The sequence below is a fragment of the Aliikangiella coralliicola genome, assembly GCF_007004725.1.
GTDB classification, from domain to species: Bacteria; Pseudomonadota; Gammaproteobacteria; order Enterobacterales; family Kangiellaceae; genus Aliikangiella; species Aliikangiella coralliicola.
In genome coordinates this window covers 122,836-137,561 of record NZ_ML660167.1, presented here as the reverse complement: position 1 = coordinate 137,561, position 14,726 = coordinate 122,836, and the positions used below count along the sequence as shown (strand labels likewise).

Sequence of the window (14,726 nt, the reverse complement as noted above, 5' to 3'; positions counted from 1 at the left end):
CAACCTGATCGCTTATTTAACAACATAAGTTTGTGGCCAGCCCCAGTGAGACCATTGTCCATCCATCATCGCTGGAACATTATTGACCGAAGGCAATCCCTGTACACTGAACAAACATGGAGTAATTCTTTCAGATCCACTCGTGGTCCAAACGCTATAGCTACTCATTGTTTTTAACAACACAGAATCCAATAAATGAGCATAGACTGACATCGGCAATTCTTCTTCAAACTGCATATTCACTTGCCAGGAATTCCCCTCCATTCTTTGTCCTGTTTTCTGATAACTGAAAACAAAATTATTTTTTACCGCGCTTGCAGCTTCGACCAGTTCATCCACCTGAAATTGTTCGTCGAGTGCTTGCAGAGCTAGCTCTTCAATTTGCTCGTACCAGTTAGAATTTAATGAAAGGAATTCCAGTGGGTTAATCGAAGCGGTTAACGGCATTGTGATGGAAAAAGGATAATAACGCCCTACCTGATCGACACTCGGCAACACTATCCCAGCCCAATGATGTTCATCGATAACACCGGCAGAAAGTACGAAGCGCCAAATTGGACTGGTCAAATAAATATCTAACCAATCTTCGCCCATCTGTTCTTTAGATCCGGCTATAAACAACTGCAACCAGTTATCCCAGGTGTTAATAAATGCAGTTGGTAAGTTTCGGTGAATAAAATCACCATGCAACGGCAGCTTACCATAAACCCCAATTTGTTTTTCAGTATCCACTTAAATCCTCTCTGGGCATCTAAAGGTGCCTAACAAATTATTTTTAAATGGATTGTTAACGCTCTTCGCTTTGATCTGGTAGGTAATTTCATGTTTGCTCGAACGACTCGACGCTCGCCCATTAACATCATATGTGACCAAATAAACATTAGACTGAGATGTTTTTGTCAACTTTGACTGTGACATTAATCTAAACCACGCCCAAGGACCTTCAAAGGTTTTACTATGCTGTTGTTCATTTAGATCTTCAAACACAATACGAACCCGATTTTGCTCGTCATTCCCCGCCCACTTCAAGTTATTCCAGAACTTCGGACCATGGCTGTATGAAAGGCGAGCGTCACCGACTTCTAACATAAATCGCGCATCATTTTTCGGCATAAAATGGGGTTTTAACATAAATGTTAAACTAGGCACCTCAGCGTTATTTCTGAAAAATATATTCTTTATTTGTAACGCTCTTCTAATCTGCGTAATCGTATCGGAAGAAAGTCCTAAACTGTAATTATCAATGCTACGATTTTGCCACCCGTCTCGGGTGTTAATAAAAGGTTTGATATATTCCAGGTGAAAAGCGTCCATCGTACCGCCGGGTTTAAAAAACTCGATGAAATCGTGTAAGGCGACTTCGCTTTGCGAAGAACTACTGATTGGATATCGACCGGAAAGGGCTTGGCGGTATGGCTCATAAACTCGCGTTCGCCATTCCATATTAATATGTTGATGCGCCGAACGCAGTATCACTCGCCAGGTTTCGTCAGATATTTTTATCAACCAACGCCTGATTGGCTTCGGCATATTTTGAGCATAGGCGCGCAGCGAAGAAACGGCATTACCAGAACCACTCTGGTAACGAATTTTGGCAATATCAAATGCTTTTTTAGCAGGATCTGGCGCCAGGGTAATTTGATTAACAAACTCTTGTAACTGCGCAATTTTTGCAATAATGCCATTAACGGCAGCAGGCTTTTTCGATGACTCTCTGATTAACTCGTTGAGATCTCGAAATTGCCGATCGACCGTTGTCCAGTTGGCGCTGACCAGCTCGGAATCCGCCAGTTTTGCAGTTCGGTTTTTACCATGATCTGAAGCCAAATTCGCAACAGTCTGGTTTGATAACTGGGTGTTACTCGCGGCAACATGTAGAATTGAAAGTAGCGGCGAATACACCGGGTCAGTAAAACTCGATAGCACCTCGCTGCTTTGCCTTAAGTCCTTAAATGGTTTTACTTCTAGCACTTCATAAACCTTTTGCCAATAGGCGCTGTAATCTGCCAGATAATGGTCTTTCACTTTCTCACTGATCTCATCCAAATCATCCTGGATAAAATCGACCTTAGCCTTTTCATCATCTTCTAATAGCCAGCGTTCGTTTACAATGCTTGAAATAACGCTCGAATCGGGAGAAAAATCGATATCTTCATAACCTTCTTTAGTAAACAACAAAGGCACAGAAAGCTGTTTGGTCACCGCAGGACTATCAACATAAAACTCTCTTACTGATTCGCCCAATTCGTAGAATAAATCCACTTCTTGTGAATACTTCGGATTAGTGCGAATGCGCTCATAAATTCGTTGAGAAACCGGTACCCGCAATAACAAGTTTCGAGTAGATGAAAGTAAATTTTTATCGAGCTCTGACGAAGCTAACGGCTTATCCAGTAAAGCGGTTAGGTGTGCGGCCAGTTCTTTCCTTTTTGTCGCTTGTCCTTCGAGTTGTTTTTCCCATTTAGCAGTGAACCAGTCGATTACTAACTGTTTGTCCATATGTTCTAACTTATTGAACATGACATAAGTTCGGAAGGTACTATAAAGGTCGCCGCCGCTATGTCCTCGTTTTAAATATATTTCAATATATTTAATGAGCTTCGGCAAAAATAATTGAGTTAGTTGAAACTCATAAGCTTTATTCGCGGCATCATCAACATTACTATCATACATGCCCAAACCAGACAGCCAAGGATGTTGCTCTTGATCATAAACAACACTCGCTTTCGCTAGCGCATTTAGTGTCGGTAAGGTATTCCTGATGTCACTTGTCCATGCTTTAATTCGTTTTTTCTCGGCATTAAATTCTGCCACGTAAGATTCCACTTCATGCATATAAACTTCGTGACGAGCAAAACTTCCAGCCCACACGATGAGCATAATAACCGCAATACTTGCCATACCGACGTAAGCCGCTCTTTGCGACCATTTAATGAAATTATCGTGGCGGCGATTGGAACCGACAAGCTCAGACTCTGGAAAAATAACCTGACGGAACAATTGCCCCAGGAAATAACCTTTTCCTTGTTGCTGATAAGACGCAACAGTATCGCGATTGAAACCAAAGTTCGAAGAAACTGAAGTCATTAAACGGTCGATCGGCGTACCATCTTGTGTACCGCTAGAGAAATAAATACCGCGTAAATAAGGTTGAAACCGGTAACGATTCTTCACGAAAGTCTGCTGCACAAAATGGTCGAGAATACCTTTCAAGTTCTCCATTTGCTGCGGGAATCCTTGAATAGCGCTACGACGTTTTACGTCACGTTCCTGGTGGACACGCCACAATACCCTGTCATAAAGTCGCTTGACTAAATAATGATATTCGGTACTCAAATAACTGAAGTCTGGTGCTTCAGAATCTTTGGGTGCATTCGGTAACGATACACCCCATACCTGCTCTCGATCTTCCTTGTTAAGATCTTCAAAGAACTCGGTAAAGCCCGATACTAAATCGCATTTTGTAAACATTAAATAAACCGGGAAACGAATTTCCAGTTTATCCATTAACTCATCAATACGTGTTCGTATGGTTTTGGCGTGCTTAATGCGTTCTTCTTCGGTTTGGGTTAATAAATCTTGTAGGCTAATGGTGATAATCGCGCCGTTAATGGGTCTTCTACGCCGATGTTTCTTAAGCAAGCCAAGGAAACCTTCCCAGGCAGAACTATCAATTACCTTGTGACTATCTTGTGTCGTGTAACGTCCGGCCGTATCAATCAACACAGCTTCATTAGTAAACCACCAATCGCAATTTCGAGTGCCGCCAACGCCCTGAAGCGCTCCCTTTCCAAATTGTTCTGCAAGTGGAAAATCTAAGCTTGAGTTAACCAATGCCGTCGTTTTTCCAGAGCCTGGCGGGCCGATAATAATATACCAGGGTAATTCATACAAAGCGGCTTTTGCGCCGCGCCCTTTAAATTTCAGTTTCTTCAAAGTCGCCAAGGCGTGAGAAAATCGTTCCCCAATCTGATTCATTTCTTCAGAGGTTTGATCCTGAAGAATATCTGAGCCCGACGCACCTTTATCATCGACACCCTGTTGCAGATCGCTCACTAATTCATTGTTATTTTTGTTTTCCTGAATTTGTATTCGTAAATTATTCAGTCCCCAAATAACAGCAATTATTATAATGGCTAATAGCCTGGTAGTTTCGCCACCTAGCGGCGCAAAATTATTTTCACCAAACTTGATTGCGGGTCCGACAAACCAAATTAACAAAGAAAGTACAATCAGCCCGAAGACCGAAATCACAATTCTATTCTTAAAAAACGCTACAATTTTTTTCATGAAATTCTCAGATCGAATGATTTATTTTTCATCTAACTGTTTAGGTTTCGCAGTAATATCAGTTTCGGAAATTTCAACAAGCTGACTAGCCACATGGTTAGTTGAACGGTGTAACCAATATCTAAACCCAGAATAGCTAAGCGCCATTATTCCGGCGACAACGCTGGCAACTACCCACATGGGCATATAGCTCGAAAGCGTGTTGCGTATCTTACCGAGACCTTGCCATCGTGGTGACAGTGAGCGCTCGTAATCCCCTCTGTGACTACGAATTATCTGGAACAGATCATCTCTTAATTGCTCCAGGTTATCTCTTCCGCGGGCCACTACCCGGTACTTGCCTTCATAACCAAGACTCAGGCATATATACATCAACTCTAAGAAGTCCAGGTTTTCAGCGGGAGATTCCCGCATTCGATCCAGTATTGCAAAAAACTTCTCGCCGCCGCCGGTCTCATTATGAAACATGCTCAACAGGGTTCTTTGGGTCCAGGCACTTTCTGCACCCCAAGGCGTATTCAAGACTGCTTCATCAAGAATGGTGCATAACACATACCTGGCAACAATCACCTTTTCTGACTTAATGCCTTGTGCTCTTGCTTTGGTATCAAATGCCTTGATTTCCTTTTCTAACTGCTGATGTAAACCACCGACATTAGGATGGTTAATAGAATCTCGAGTTTTAGAAAATACCGCTAAAAGTACCGATGCAGCATTGACCAAAGGGTTTAAGCCGTCACTGGTGTAAAACTGATTAGAGCCAGCGTTTTGCGGTGCTGATTGATAATTGGTTGCTGGCTGTTGCATGTATGCGGGTTGTTGTTGCGGCTGGCGTTCTTCCATTCCTCTGGGGTCAGGCGATTGTCCGCCTGGCGCGCGTCCACCGGGCACCGGTCTCACAACGGTTCCATCCCCTCTTCTGACTGGTTGCCTAAAGACTGTTTTGTCTGGATTATCAGGCCTATCTGAAGACATCTTTTACTCCTTACAATTCACTAAAAGCGTTACAGTCGAATAGACCAAAACTCAAGCTCTAGCCCAGGGAAATCACCACCGACATGAACGGCGAAGCCACCTGAATGATTAAGCTCTTTCCAAAAGTCGTTACTGCGTTCAAGCTCAAAATAGTTAAAACCGGCATGAAACGGAATTTGCCGAGGAGCAACTGGTAAGGGCTTCAACGGTATACCCGGCATTGCCGCGTTCACTAATTGTCGAATTCGTTCTACCGGCCCAACTTTTACCTGTGCGGGAAACTGCGAGCGAATAGTATTCTCTGGCACATCGGCTCGAACGGCCAATATAAACATGGCATTGTTGAGCAAAGATCGATCGGGAATTTGTGCAACTCGAATACCAAACTTTTTCTCAACTAATGGTAATGACACAGCCGTTTGTTCGTAAACCATGCTCAAACATTGCCTCAATGAATTCATCACCGGCACAAAAGCGGTGGTTAAATCATCGTGTAAATAAGGCGGCAATGCAGGTGGGCGTTTATTCTCAGCGACAAAAGTTGAAAACTCCCCTATCATTTGCACGACTTCAGTATAAAGTTGCAATGGATGCAACCCTTTCATTTGCGATAAATGCATGGCTAGCGGCTCTAACCTGTTAACCATTTGCAACATCAAATAATCCGCCACTTCAGCAGTACCGCCTCGTTGTGTATCAGCTAATCGACCGGCAATCGATTGTCCACGGTGATGTAACAGACCAACCAATTCTGACAGGAATCCCACAAGCTTTTGCGAAGCTGAACAATCCAGACAAGTTGGAATATATTTATCATCTAACAACACATTTTTATCTTCTCGTGCTTCATTGATTTTTAAAATACCAATGGTGGCATAGCCGCTACGATCATCAGATTCTAATAAAAGACGTAAACGTAATTGCCCAACGTCAATTTCGATGGTTTCTCCGCCGTCAAATGATACATCTCGAATATCTTCTTTCGACGAATAATACCGAGCTAGTCCTTGTGTTTCATTTTTAGTCAGTACATCAACGGCGCCAGGGCGTCTTACCGGAATGGCTAAATAGACCACTTTCTGATGGGTATTTTCCGGCACTTCTAATACTGCTGGACGCTCATATTGATCGGGAAAACTAAAAGGCGTTCCATCAGGAAAAACGCCTCTGCCGCTAATGATTGACACTTTTCCTAATTTAAGTAATTCCTGATCAATTTCAATCTCATGGATCCCCCATCCATAAGCACCATATGCGGAACATTTACCGTTTATATAGCGCTCAAAATAACGATCTTGTTGCTGAAAATGGTGGGGATTGAGAAACATCCCTTCTGACCAAACGACTTTACTATCTAATGACATATGTAATTGCCTGAATATTGATTATTTTATCTGCAAACTCGTTTTGACTAGCGAAACAAAAAAACTCACAGTCAAAATAAATTGATAATACTGTGAACAATAAAACCACGCTCGATAAAACCGAGATTTATAGTATTATGATTCGGTTCCCTGATAACTGAATTTTTGCAGAGGAACTAACCACGTTTGTCTGCGCAACCGGAATAATTAATTTATATTTCGCATCTTTATATTTCAGAAATTCTGCAAATAATCCGACATATTTGGTTTCTTTACTCAACACAAAGCTTTCTTTTCGGTTTTCTCCCGGTTGCACTGGCTTTAAGCTTTGCTTGGTTAGCATATCGCCGCCGAGAATTTCTGCGTCTCTTTCGTATATGTCAATGAAATTGGCGTTCTTAAACTGAGTTGGTGACTTCAGTTCATACATTCTAATAATAAGTGGCGACGGTGTTTTGTTGTCGTCGGGATTAACATCTGCGTTAACGGTAAATGTCAGTTGCAAATCGGTATCAAGATTGAGTAATCCACCGACCTTGGTATTCAAAGATGTACAAGATGTAAGCAACAGAACTAAAATTCCAGAAAACCAATATTTCACAAAACGCAATTTACTCATCATATCTCCCTTAAAACTGTTAACATTTAAATAGTTTTATTTCTTACCGTTTTTTTTCTTCGATAGCTTCTCTGTGACTAAACGTCGCATTTGATCTTCATATGCTTGAACAAAATCATAACCAAACAAGTGTTGAAAAGAATCATCTAAATTATCAATTAACCCTTTATGATACTCTTTATAAGACTCCCAGTTTTTACCCTTTTGTCCAAGGTTAATCAAACTCGACTTCTGATACTTTTCAAACCGGCTCTCAAGCGTATCAGGATTAAGTCTATCCAGCATCCCTTGAAACGCAGCCTGCATTCCAGCCAATACTGCAATCTGATGCTCCGCGATTCCCTGAAATCCCTCGATTACAGCTTCCACCGGCTTCTTATACGCATTATTCTCTTTAATAAACATGTTTTCCATCGCATCATCAATATTGGCGGAAAACTTCAACGGGTTATTTTCAACCGGCTGAATTGTTGTGACGTTGATTCTAAACTCTTCTTTAATTTTTTTCCTGAATTTCAGAACACGCATCATTCCTTTTAAGGTCTCTCTAACCAACAAACCAACGGTTTCGCTGGTTTGAGTCATTCTCTCCTCATCCAGATTCCATTTCGACAATCCCATCGATTCAATCAATGTCCGGTCTTGTAATGTCGCTTTTCGCGCCGTCTTTTCAACTGACGACTCAATATTTGGGCTGTCTACTACAGAAGCCGATGTTTGTGGGGTTTGCTTAGCGCCCACAGCATGTTTTTTAATATAACGCTTTAGCTTTTTAACCTCCGACATTAATGCTTGATTCTCATTTTCAAGAGCAAGGTTTTTATTTTCGAGAACAAGCGCCTTATTTTCGAGTGCTAAATATTCGCTTTCGTTGCGCACTGCAGTGGCAGAATTGCCTGATTGATCCGCTTCATTATTTCTATTAGAGATATTACTGGGATTTTCTTGATGATGATTAACGGGGCTTTGTGAAAAATATTGATTTCCACTCGTATCAGACTCAGACAAGTCATCACTATCCCAGTCATCTGGAATTAGTCCGGAATCAACATTTGCTTTAGGCCAGTCAATTGAGTCGCTTGCGACGTTTCCCTGGTCAGCAAATCCAGACTCAGAATGTCCACTATCAACCGACTGGCTATTAGCAAATGCCGCGTCTGAAAAGTTGTCGACAATACCAGCATCTGAAGCCGCATTATTCTGAAATGCCGATTGATTATTGGAACTGGCTTTGTCTAACACGGCAAGCGGATCAGTCTCAGCTTCATCAAATTTCGCGAGAGAGTCTGTTACTGCAAATGGTTCATTAACCGGTGATGCAAAAGGATCATCTGATGACGAGATAAAATGATTATCTGCCGAACTATTATTCTCAGGAGTTCCGCTAGTTGTACCTGCAAAAGGGTCAAATTGTGTCGCTTGACTGGAAGGTTGCTCAAACAAATGTTCGCTACTTTGGCTAATCTCATTAATAGTAACAACAAACTCATAATCACTAATAACGAAATGATCACCCTCATTTAAACCTATTTTATTGCCTTTACCAATAGGCTCCATTGAACCATTAATAAAAGTACCATTGGTACTTAAATCGGTTAAGAAATAGCGACCATCTTCGAAAGAAATTTGGGTGTGGACGGAAGACATATATTTTTCAGGATCTTCCAAAACCCAAGAGTTGCTTGGGCCGCGACCTATTGTACCGCCTTCCTCAGAAAAGGTCTGGTAAGACTTGCCAACATTCACATTTCCTGGTGAATTTATTATCTTTATATCAATCGGCATACTATTTATTTCCTGATAACAGCCCTATTAATTGGGGCAACGATCTTCATGATCGATTGTTGTTAAATTAAGCAAATATCACAAGATTTAACCCAAATTTGCAACAAAACTGAGTTTGATTCTTTTGAGACCAGTTAAGCATGTTGCCTTTTGAGATTTGTTATTGTACTACCAGCATCACTTCCTTGATTTTATTCGTTTAATTTGATTTCAGGGAGCCTGCAAGTAAGCAAATCTTTATCAGTCCTTGATTATACAATTTACCCTCCTTTATGTATAATATAATCTAATTTATTGATATTTATACTAGTATTGTCTTTTACAAAAGTGTGACGTAATTCAGGTTATTGGTTGGTGAACAGAAAGAACCACCATAAAGACTCTGTTAAGTAACAAATAGTGGTTCCTACTTTAGCTGAATTTCATATAGTATGTGGCTTGTTAAAATTAGTGGCCATTTGCGACATTCAGTGAGGTCACTATTTAGCAGGATGCGAAGTAAGTCAGGTAGGATAAGCCAAGTTTGATATTTTACCTGCTTTGGTAATCGCTCAGTTTAATAAATGTTCGTTTTGATAAGAAAGTAAGCATAAAATGGGGCTGGTACTAAAAACAATATCATATTAAGCTCCATTATAATTTCGTACCAAGATAAAACTTAAAATTATAATCGCTACAAAATTGATTCTAGGAGAACAAAATGTCGTCGCCGGAAATAGTTGATATCAGCAGTTTGGTGGAACCGATATCTGAAGAGAATATCGTCGGCGACGATCCACGTAATGACCCCTCTCCCACTTCCCTCTATTCTAAAATTAAAGATGCGCGTAATTCGGCAAGAGCAGCCGAAAGAAATAGCATGTTCGATGGTGACAATACTGAAGCGAATGAGAAGTGGAAAGAAATTATGTCATTGGCCCCTCAGATTCTTTCGTCGGTTGCCAAGGACCTTGAGGTCGCCTGCTGGTACTCTGAAGCGCTGATCAGAAATGCGGGATTTCAAGGATTAAGAGACGGCTTTACCCTTATCAGACAGTTAATCGAAAAGTACTGGGAAAGCAATTTATACCCGGTTGAAGATGAAGATGGAATCGAAACGCGAGTTGCGCCAGTATCCGGATTAAATGGTGAAGGTGCTGAAGGTGTTTTGTTAGCCCCAATTCGTAGTGCTTATATAACCGATGACATCGCGCCTGGTCCATTCAGTCTCTGGCAATATAAGCAAGCTATCGACATAAAACGCATTACTGACGAAGATAATCGAGCCGCACAAGCCAGCAAAGCTGGGTTTAGTATGGATGATATAGAAAAATCAGTTGAACAATCTTCGAGCGAATACTTTGTCGATCTCCGCGATGACATTACTGACTGTTTAAGTGAATATCGCCAAATCAGCGAATTGCTGACCTCACATTGCGGCACTCATGATGCACCATCAACTAGCAAAATCATTGAACTATTAGAAGAGTCGCTGGGTGCGGTCAATTACATTGCAAAACACAAGTTTCCATTAGAGCCAGCAGCCGATTCATCAGCAGAGGAATCATCAAATGATGAACAAGCGCCAACATCGGATTCTTCTATCGTTGTCGGTTCAGTAGTCAACTCTCGTGTAGAAGCGTTTAAACAACTAACAACTATATCGGAGTTTTTTCGCAGAACTGAGCCTCATTCGCCGATATCCTACATTATTGATAAAGCGGTAAGATGGGGTGACATGCCGCTCGACCAACTCATGAGTGAACTAATTCCAGACTCATCGTCATTAGGAACTTACTGTTCACTTACCGGTGTTCATAAAGACGACGATTAAGAATTGATAAGATTTGAATTAACAGGTTCAAAATTAATAAACTCAGAAATAGCACCAGAAATGATTATTAACTAATTAATACAAGCTCAACTCACACAACATTGATTGAGCGAAGTGCACAAGATACAGACAAATTATTAATATTTAAAATTGGAAATCTACGGAGGAATTACAATGGCTGAAAGCATTCACAATAAACTTAAGCGGGTTAGGAAGCCACGAGTGCACATAACCTATGATGTGGAAACAAACGGTGCTGTTTCCAAAAAAGAAATTCCATTTGTTATGGGGGTTATGGGTGATTATTCCGGCGATAATACGGAAAATAAAAAGGCACTAAAGGACCGAAAGTTTTCACAAATTGACCGTGATAACTTCAATGAAATTATGGCGAAAACCGCGCCAAAGTTAGACCTCAAAGTTGACAACACAATGGAAGGTGACGGCTCTGAAATGTCAGTTAATCTTGACTTCAAGCATATGGAAGATTTCGAACCTCACAAAATTGTCGATCAAGTTGAGCCGTTAAGAAAATTAATGGAAACTCGAAACAAATTACGTGACCTACTCAGTAAGGCAGACCGTTCTGAAGAATTAGAAGATCTTCTTGAGGAAATTCTTAGTAACACAGAAACCATTGCCTCACTATCTGGCGAGTTAGGGATTGATAAAGAAGAAGGTGACAAATAATGAGTAACAAAGAAGAACAAGCGAGTTCCCAGGAAGAAGCAGCTGCAACGGAAGTAAGTTTCCTGGAGCAGGCGATAGGCGCTACCAAGCAAACGCCTAGAGATGAAACTGAAGAGTTGTTAAAAACCTTAACCCAGGAAGCGATGAAAGGAACCGTCTCTTGGGATAAAAGTTTGACTGTAACAATTAATGCAGCCATTAACGCCATCGATGAAACCTTGTCAAAGCAACTTTCAGCGATTATGCAAAATGAAAAATTCAACAAGCTTGAAGGTTCATGGCGTGGTTTGCATCACTTGGTAATGAACTCTGAAACCAGTTCAGAGCTTAAAATTCGAGTGATGAATATCAGTAAAAAAGAAATGGCTAAGGACTTAGAAAAAGCCGTTGAATTTGATCAAAGTCTGACGTTTAAGAAAATTTATGAAAATGAGTTTGGGACTGCAGGTGGTGAGCCTTACGCTGCATTAATTGGTGATTATGAGTTTTCTGCCCACCCAGACGACATTGATTTGTTATCTAACATATCTAATATTGCTGCAGCAGGATTCTGCCCATTTATTTCAGCAACTGCGCCAAAAATGTTTGGATTTGAATCCTTCTCAGAGTTATCAAAACCTCGAGATCTGGAAAAGATTTTTGACTCTTCAGAATATATCAAATGGCGCAGCTTCCGTGACAGCGAGGACTCTCGTTTTGTGACTCTCACTATGCCACGAGTTCTCGCGCGTTTACCTTATGGTGAAGATACCAAACCAATCGAAGCGTTCAATTTCGAGGAAGGCACGGTAGACAGCGACGGTCGTCAACTTAAAAACGAGCACGACAACTATTGCTGGATGAATGCTGCTTATGCAATGGGTGCAACACTCTCTCGTTCATTCGCAGAGTATGGCTGGTGCACCAGTATTCGGGGCGCTGAAGGCGGTGGTAAAGTCGAAGGACTTCCAAGTCACGTATTTATGAGTGATGATGGTGATATGGATCAGAAATGCCCAACTGAAATTGGTATTACTGATCGCCGTGAAGCTGAACTGAGTAAACTCGGCTTTCTTCCTCTTTGTCATTACAAAAACACTGATTATGCTGTATTTTTCGGTGCTCAAACCACTCAGAAGCCAAAGAAGTTTGACGACCCAGATGCAACCGCCAATTCTGAAATTTCAGCTCGTCTTCCTTATATTATGGCAACAGGCCGTATCGCGCACTTTTTGAAAGTCATGGCTCGCGACAAAATTGGTTCATTTATGGAAGCTTCTGATGCCGAAGAATGGCTGAATAAATGGATTTCAAATTATGTCAATAACAGCCCAGACGCCAGCGCGGAAATGAAAGCCCGTTACCCACTAGCGGAAGCGCACGTTGAAGTTAAGGAAATTCCGGGTCAACCGGGAGTATTCAGCGCGATTGCGTGGATGCGTCCATGGTTACAAATGGAAGAATTGACTGCATCGCTTCGATTAGTCGCAAAAATTCCGAAAGCGGGATAATAATACTGGAAAATATCAATTACGCTCAGGGACGAGCGCAGTATTTTACTACTTAACTCATATTAATGTTTAAGTAGTATTTTTAATGTAGCGTTAATTAAACACAATTTGAATTTAACGCAATTCGAAATTAACAAGACTCGAAATTAATAAAATTAAAACTCCACTTAAGCTAACGGCGAAATCTGTGTCAACAATAGAAAAATCACCCGATAAGCGAATCCAGATTAACATCAACTTTGAAGACATACTGACCCAACCCGCCTTTGTTACTAACCTGGATCAATTTTTAAGTGAACCTGATGACCATAAAGCATTAGGTTACTGCATTGAAACTTTAATTCCGGAAACTAAACGTTCGTCAACCTCAGCCGTAAAAAGCGCTATTTTATCGTTGATTGCAGAGTTAGACGAACAAATCAATACTCAGCTCAACGCAATCATTCACCATCCAAGATTACAGAAACTAGAAGCTTCCTGGCGAGGGCTTTGGCTATTAGTTAAACAAGCCGAAGGTAGCCAGAATATTAAAATAAAAATGCTCAATGTTAGTTGGGCTGAAGTCGCAAAAGATATCAGCAAAGCATTAGAATTTGATCAAAGTCGATTGTTCCAAAAAATATACAGCGACGAATACGATACAGCAGGTGGCGAACCTTTTGGCGCAATTATTGGAGACTATGAAATAAGCCATAGAGTTTCAAAAGAACACCCTTATGATGATTTGTATACCTTGCAAGGTATTGCGCAAATTGCTGCTGCTTCTTTCTCCCCTTTTGTCGCTTCAGCTTCAAGTGAATTATTGGGAATGGAGGATTTTTCAGGACTTGGGCAACCCATTAATCTGGAAAATATCTTTTCGCAAACAGAATATATTAAGTGGCATTCATTAAGGAAAATTTCCGATACGCGTTTTCTAGGATTGACATTGCCCAAAGTGTTAATGCGCCGCCCATACAGAACAACACCGGGCAGCTACAAGGGAGTTTATTTTTACGAAAAAGCGAACAACCAGCGAAAAAATCACTTGTGGGGCAATGCCTGTTACGCATTTGGCGGCATATTAATTCGCGAGTTCGCAAATGTTGGCTGGTTTGGTCACATACGTGGCGTGCCTAGAAATTATCTATCGGGAGGCCTGGTGAGAGAGCTTCCTGTTGATTCACACCAAACCGATTCAAAGAACATCGCCTATAAACCGGTCACAGACGTTATTGTTACCGATGCTGCCGAGAAAAAGATTAGCGAACTGGGTTTTATACCTCTTTGTCAAAGTTATCTCTCAACCTACGCAACCTTCTACAGTAACCAATCTGTTCATCGGGCCAAAGAGCGTGGAGATGTCGCTACCACAACCAACGCGAAATTGTCAGCGATGTTGCAACATGTATTATGCGGATCACGTATCGCCCACTACATTAAATTAATGATCAGAGACAAAGTGGGTTCATTTATTACCGCGGACCGTTGCGAAAGATATGTACAAGACTGGTTGATGAAATACACAACCGGGCGTGAGGATCTTGATTGGGAAGAGCAAGCAAGATATCCTCTCAAAGATGGCATGGTGAAGGTCAAAGAGCACCCGGCAAAACCAGGTGTTTTCCTATGTGTGATTCATTTACAACCTCACTACCAGCTCGACCAAATGGTTTCCGAACTTGAATTGGTGACTGAACTGGCAGTATTTGGAAAATAAT

General features: G+C 41.2%; 10 protein-coding genes. 4 read left to right on the top strand and 6 right to left on the bottom strand.

The window, feature by feature from the left end; translation table 11 throughout:
* Positions 1 to 12: 12 nt before the first annotated feature.
* The 6 genes from tagF to tagH form a co-directional block, all read right to left on the bottom strand.
* Complete coding sequence (gene tagF / locus FLL46_RS18290) at positions 13 to 732, bottom strand: type VI secretion system-associated protein TagF (RefSeq protein WP_142932792.1); 720 nt, start codon at positions 730 to 732, stop codon at positions 13 to 15.
* Positions 733 to 4,290: a type VI secretion system membrane subunit TssM gene (gene tssM / locus FLL46_RS18285; protein ID WP_142932791.1), complete on the bottom strand. Its 3,558-nt coding sequence runs from the start codon at positions 4,288 to 4,290 to the stop codon at positions 733 to 735. It abuts the gene before it with no gap.
* A gap of 21 nt (positions 4,291 to 4,311) precedes the next feature.
* Positions 4,312 to 5,265, bottom strand: coding sequence for a type IVB secretion system protein IcmH/DotU (gene icmH, locus FLL46_RS18280; RefSeq protein WP_210418748.1), 954 nt, complete (start codon positions 5,263 to 5,265; stop codon positions 4,312 to 4,314).
* Between the two features lie 29 nt (positions 5,266 to 5,294).
* Positions 5,295 to 6,629, bottom strand: a complete 1,335-nt coding sequence (gene tssK, locus FLL46_RS18275) for a type VI secretion system baseplate subunit TssK (RefSeq protein WP_142932790.1) — start codon at positions 6,627 to 6,629, stop codon at positions 5,295 to 5,297.
* A gap of 127 nt (positions 6,630 to 6,756) precedes the next feature.
* The gene (gene tssJ, locus FLL46_RS18270; RefSeq protein WP_142932789.1) at positions 6,757 to 7,251 is read right to left on the bottom strand and encodes a type VI secretion system lipoprotein TssJ; all 495 of its coding nucleotides are present in this window, start codon (positions 7,249 to 7,251) and stop codon (positions 6,757 to 6,759) included.
* Between the two features lie 33 nt (positions 7,252 to 7,284).
* Positions 7,285 to 9,033: a type VI secretion system-associated FHA domain protein TagH gene (gene tagH, locus FLL46_RS18265; protein ID WP_142932788.1), complete on the bottom strand. Its 1,749-nt coding sequence runs from the start codon at positions 9,031 to 9,033 to the stop codon at positions 7,285 to 7,287.
* A gap of 700 nt (positions 9,034 to 9,733) precedes the next feature.
* Here tagH and tssA point away from each other — a divergent pair.
* From tssA to tssC (FLL46_RS18245), 4 genes are all read left to right on the top strand, one after another.
* A complete protein-coding gene (gene tssA, locus FLL46_RS18260; protein ID WP_142932787.1) occupies positions 9,734 to 10,846 on the top strand; it encodes a type VI secretion system protein TssA in 1,113 nt (370 codons plus the stop codon).
* Positions 10,847 to 11,020: 174 nt separating this feature from the next.
* On the top strand, positions 11,021 to 11,536 hold the full coding sequence (gene tssB / locus FLL46_RS18255; protein ID WP_142932786.1) for a type VI secretion system contractile sheath small subunit: 516 nt from the start codon (positions 11,021 to 11,023) through the stop codon (positions 11,534 to 11,536).
* Complete coding sequence (gene tssC, locus FLL46_RS18250; protein WP_142932785.1) at positions 11,536 to 13,026, top strand: type VI secretion system contractile sheath large subunit; 1,491 nt, start codon at positions 11,536 to 11,538, stop codon at positions 13,024 to 13,026. The genes tssB and tssC (FLL46_RS18250) overlap by 1 nt, the downstream gene beginning before the upstream one ends.
* A 187-nt stretch (positions 13,027 to 13,213) precedes the next feature.
* Positions 13,214 to 14,725 carry a type VI secretion system contractile sheath large subunit gene (tssC, locus tag FLL46_RS18245; protein WP_210418747.1) on the top strand — a complete coding sequence of 504 codons (1,512 nt, stop codon included), beginning with the start codon at positions 13,214 to 13,216 and terminating at the stop codon, positions 14,723 to 14,725.
* Position 14,726 lies beyond the last annotated feature (1 nt).

What these genes read in the sequence shown, in the direction of transcription:
- tssM (WP_142932791.1), bottom strand. Translation starts at nt 4,290, where the DNA reads ATGAAAAAAATTGTAGCGTTTTTTAAGAATAGAATTGTGATTTCGGTC.
- tssK (WP_142932790.1), bottom strand. Translation starts at nt 6,629, where the DNA reads ATGTCATTAGATAGTAAAGTCGTTTGGTCAGAAGGGATGTTTCTCAAT.
- tssB (WP_142932786.1), top strand. Translation starts at nt 11,021, where the DNA reads ATGGCTGAAAGCATTCACAATAAACTTAAGCGGGTTAGGAAGCCACGA.
- tagH (WP_142932788.1), bottom strand. Translation starts at nt 9,033, where the DNA reads ATGCCGATTGATATAAAGATAATAAATTCACCAGGAAATGTGAATGTT.
- icmH (WP_210418748.1), bottom strand. Translation starts at nt 5,265, where the DNA reads ATGTCTTCAGATAGGCCTGATAATCCAGACAAAACAGTCTTTAGGCAA.
- tssA (WP_142932787.1), top strand. Translation starts at nt 9,734, where the DNA reads ATGTCGTCGCCGGAAATAGTTGATATCAGCAGTTTGGTGGAACCGATA.
- tssJ (WP_142932789.1), bottom strand. Translation starts at nt 7,251, where the DNA reads ATGATGAGTAAATTGCGTTTTGTGAAATATTGGTTTTCTGGAATTTTA.
- tssC (WP_142932785.1), top strand. Translation starts at nt 11,536, where the DNA reads ATGAGTAACAAAGAAGAACAAGCGAGTTCCCAGGAAGAAGCAGCTGCA.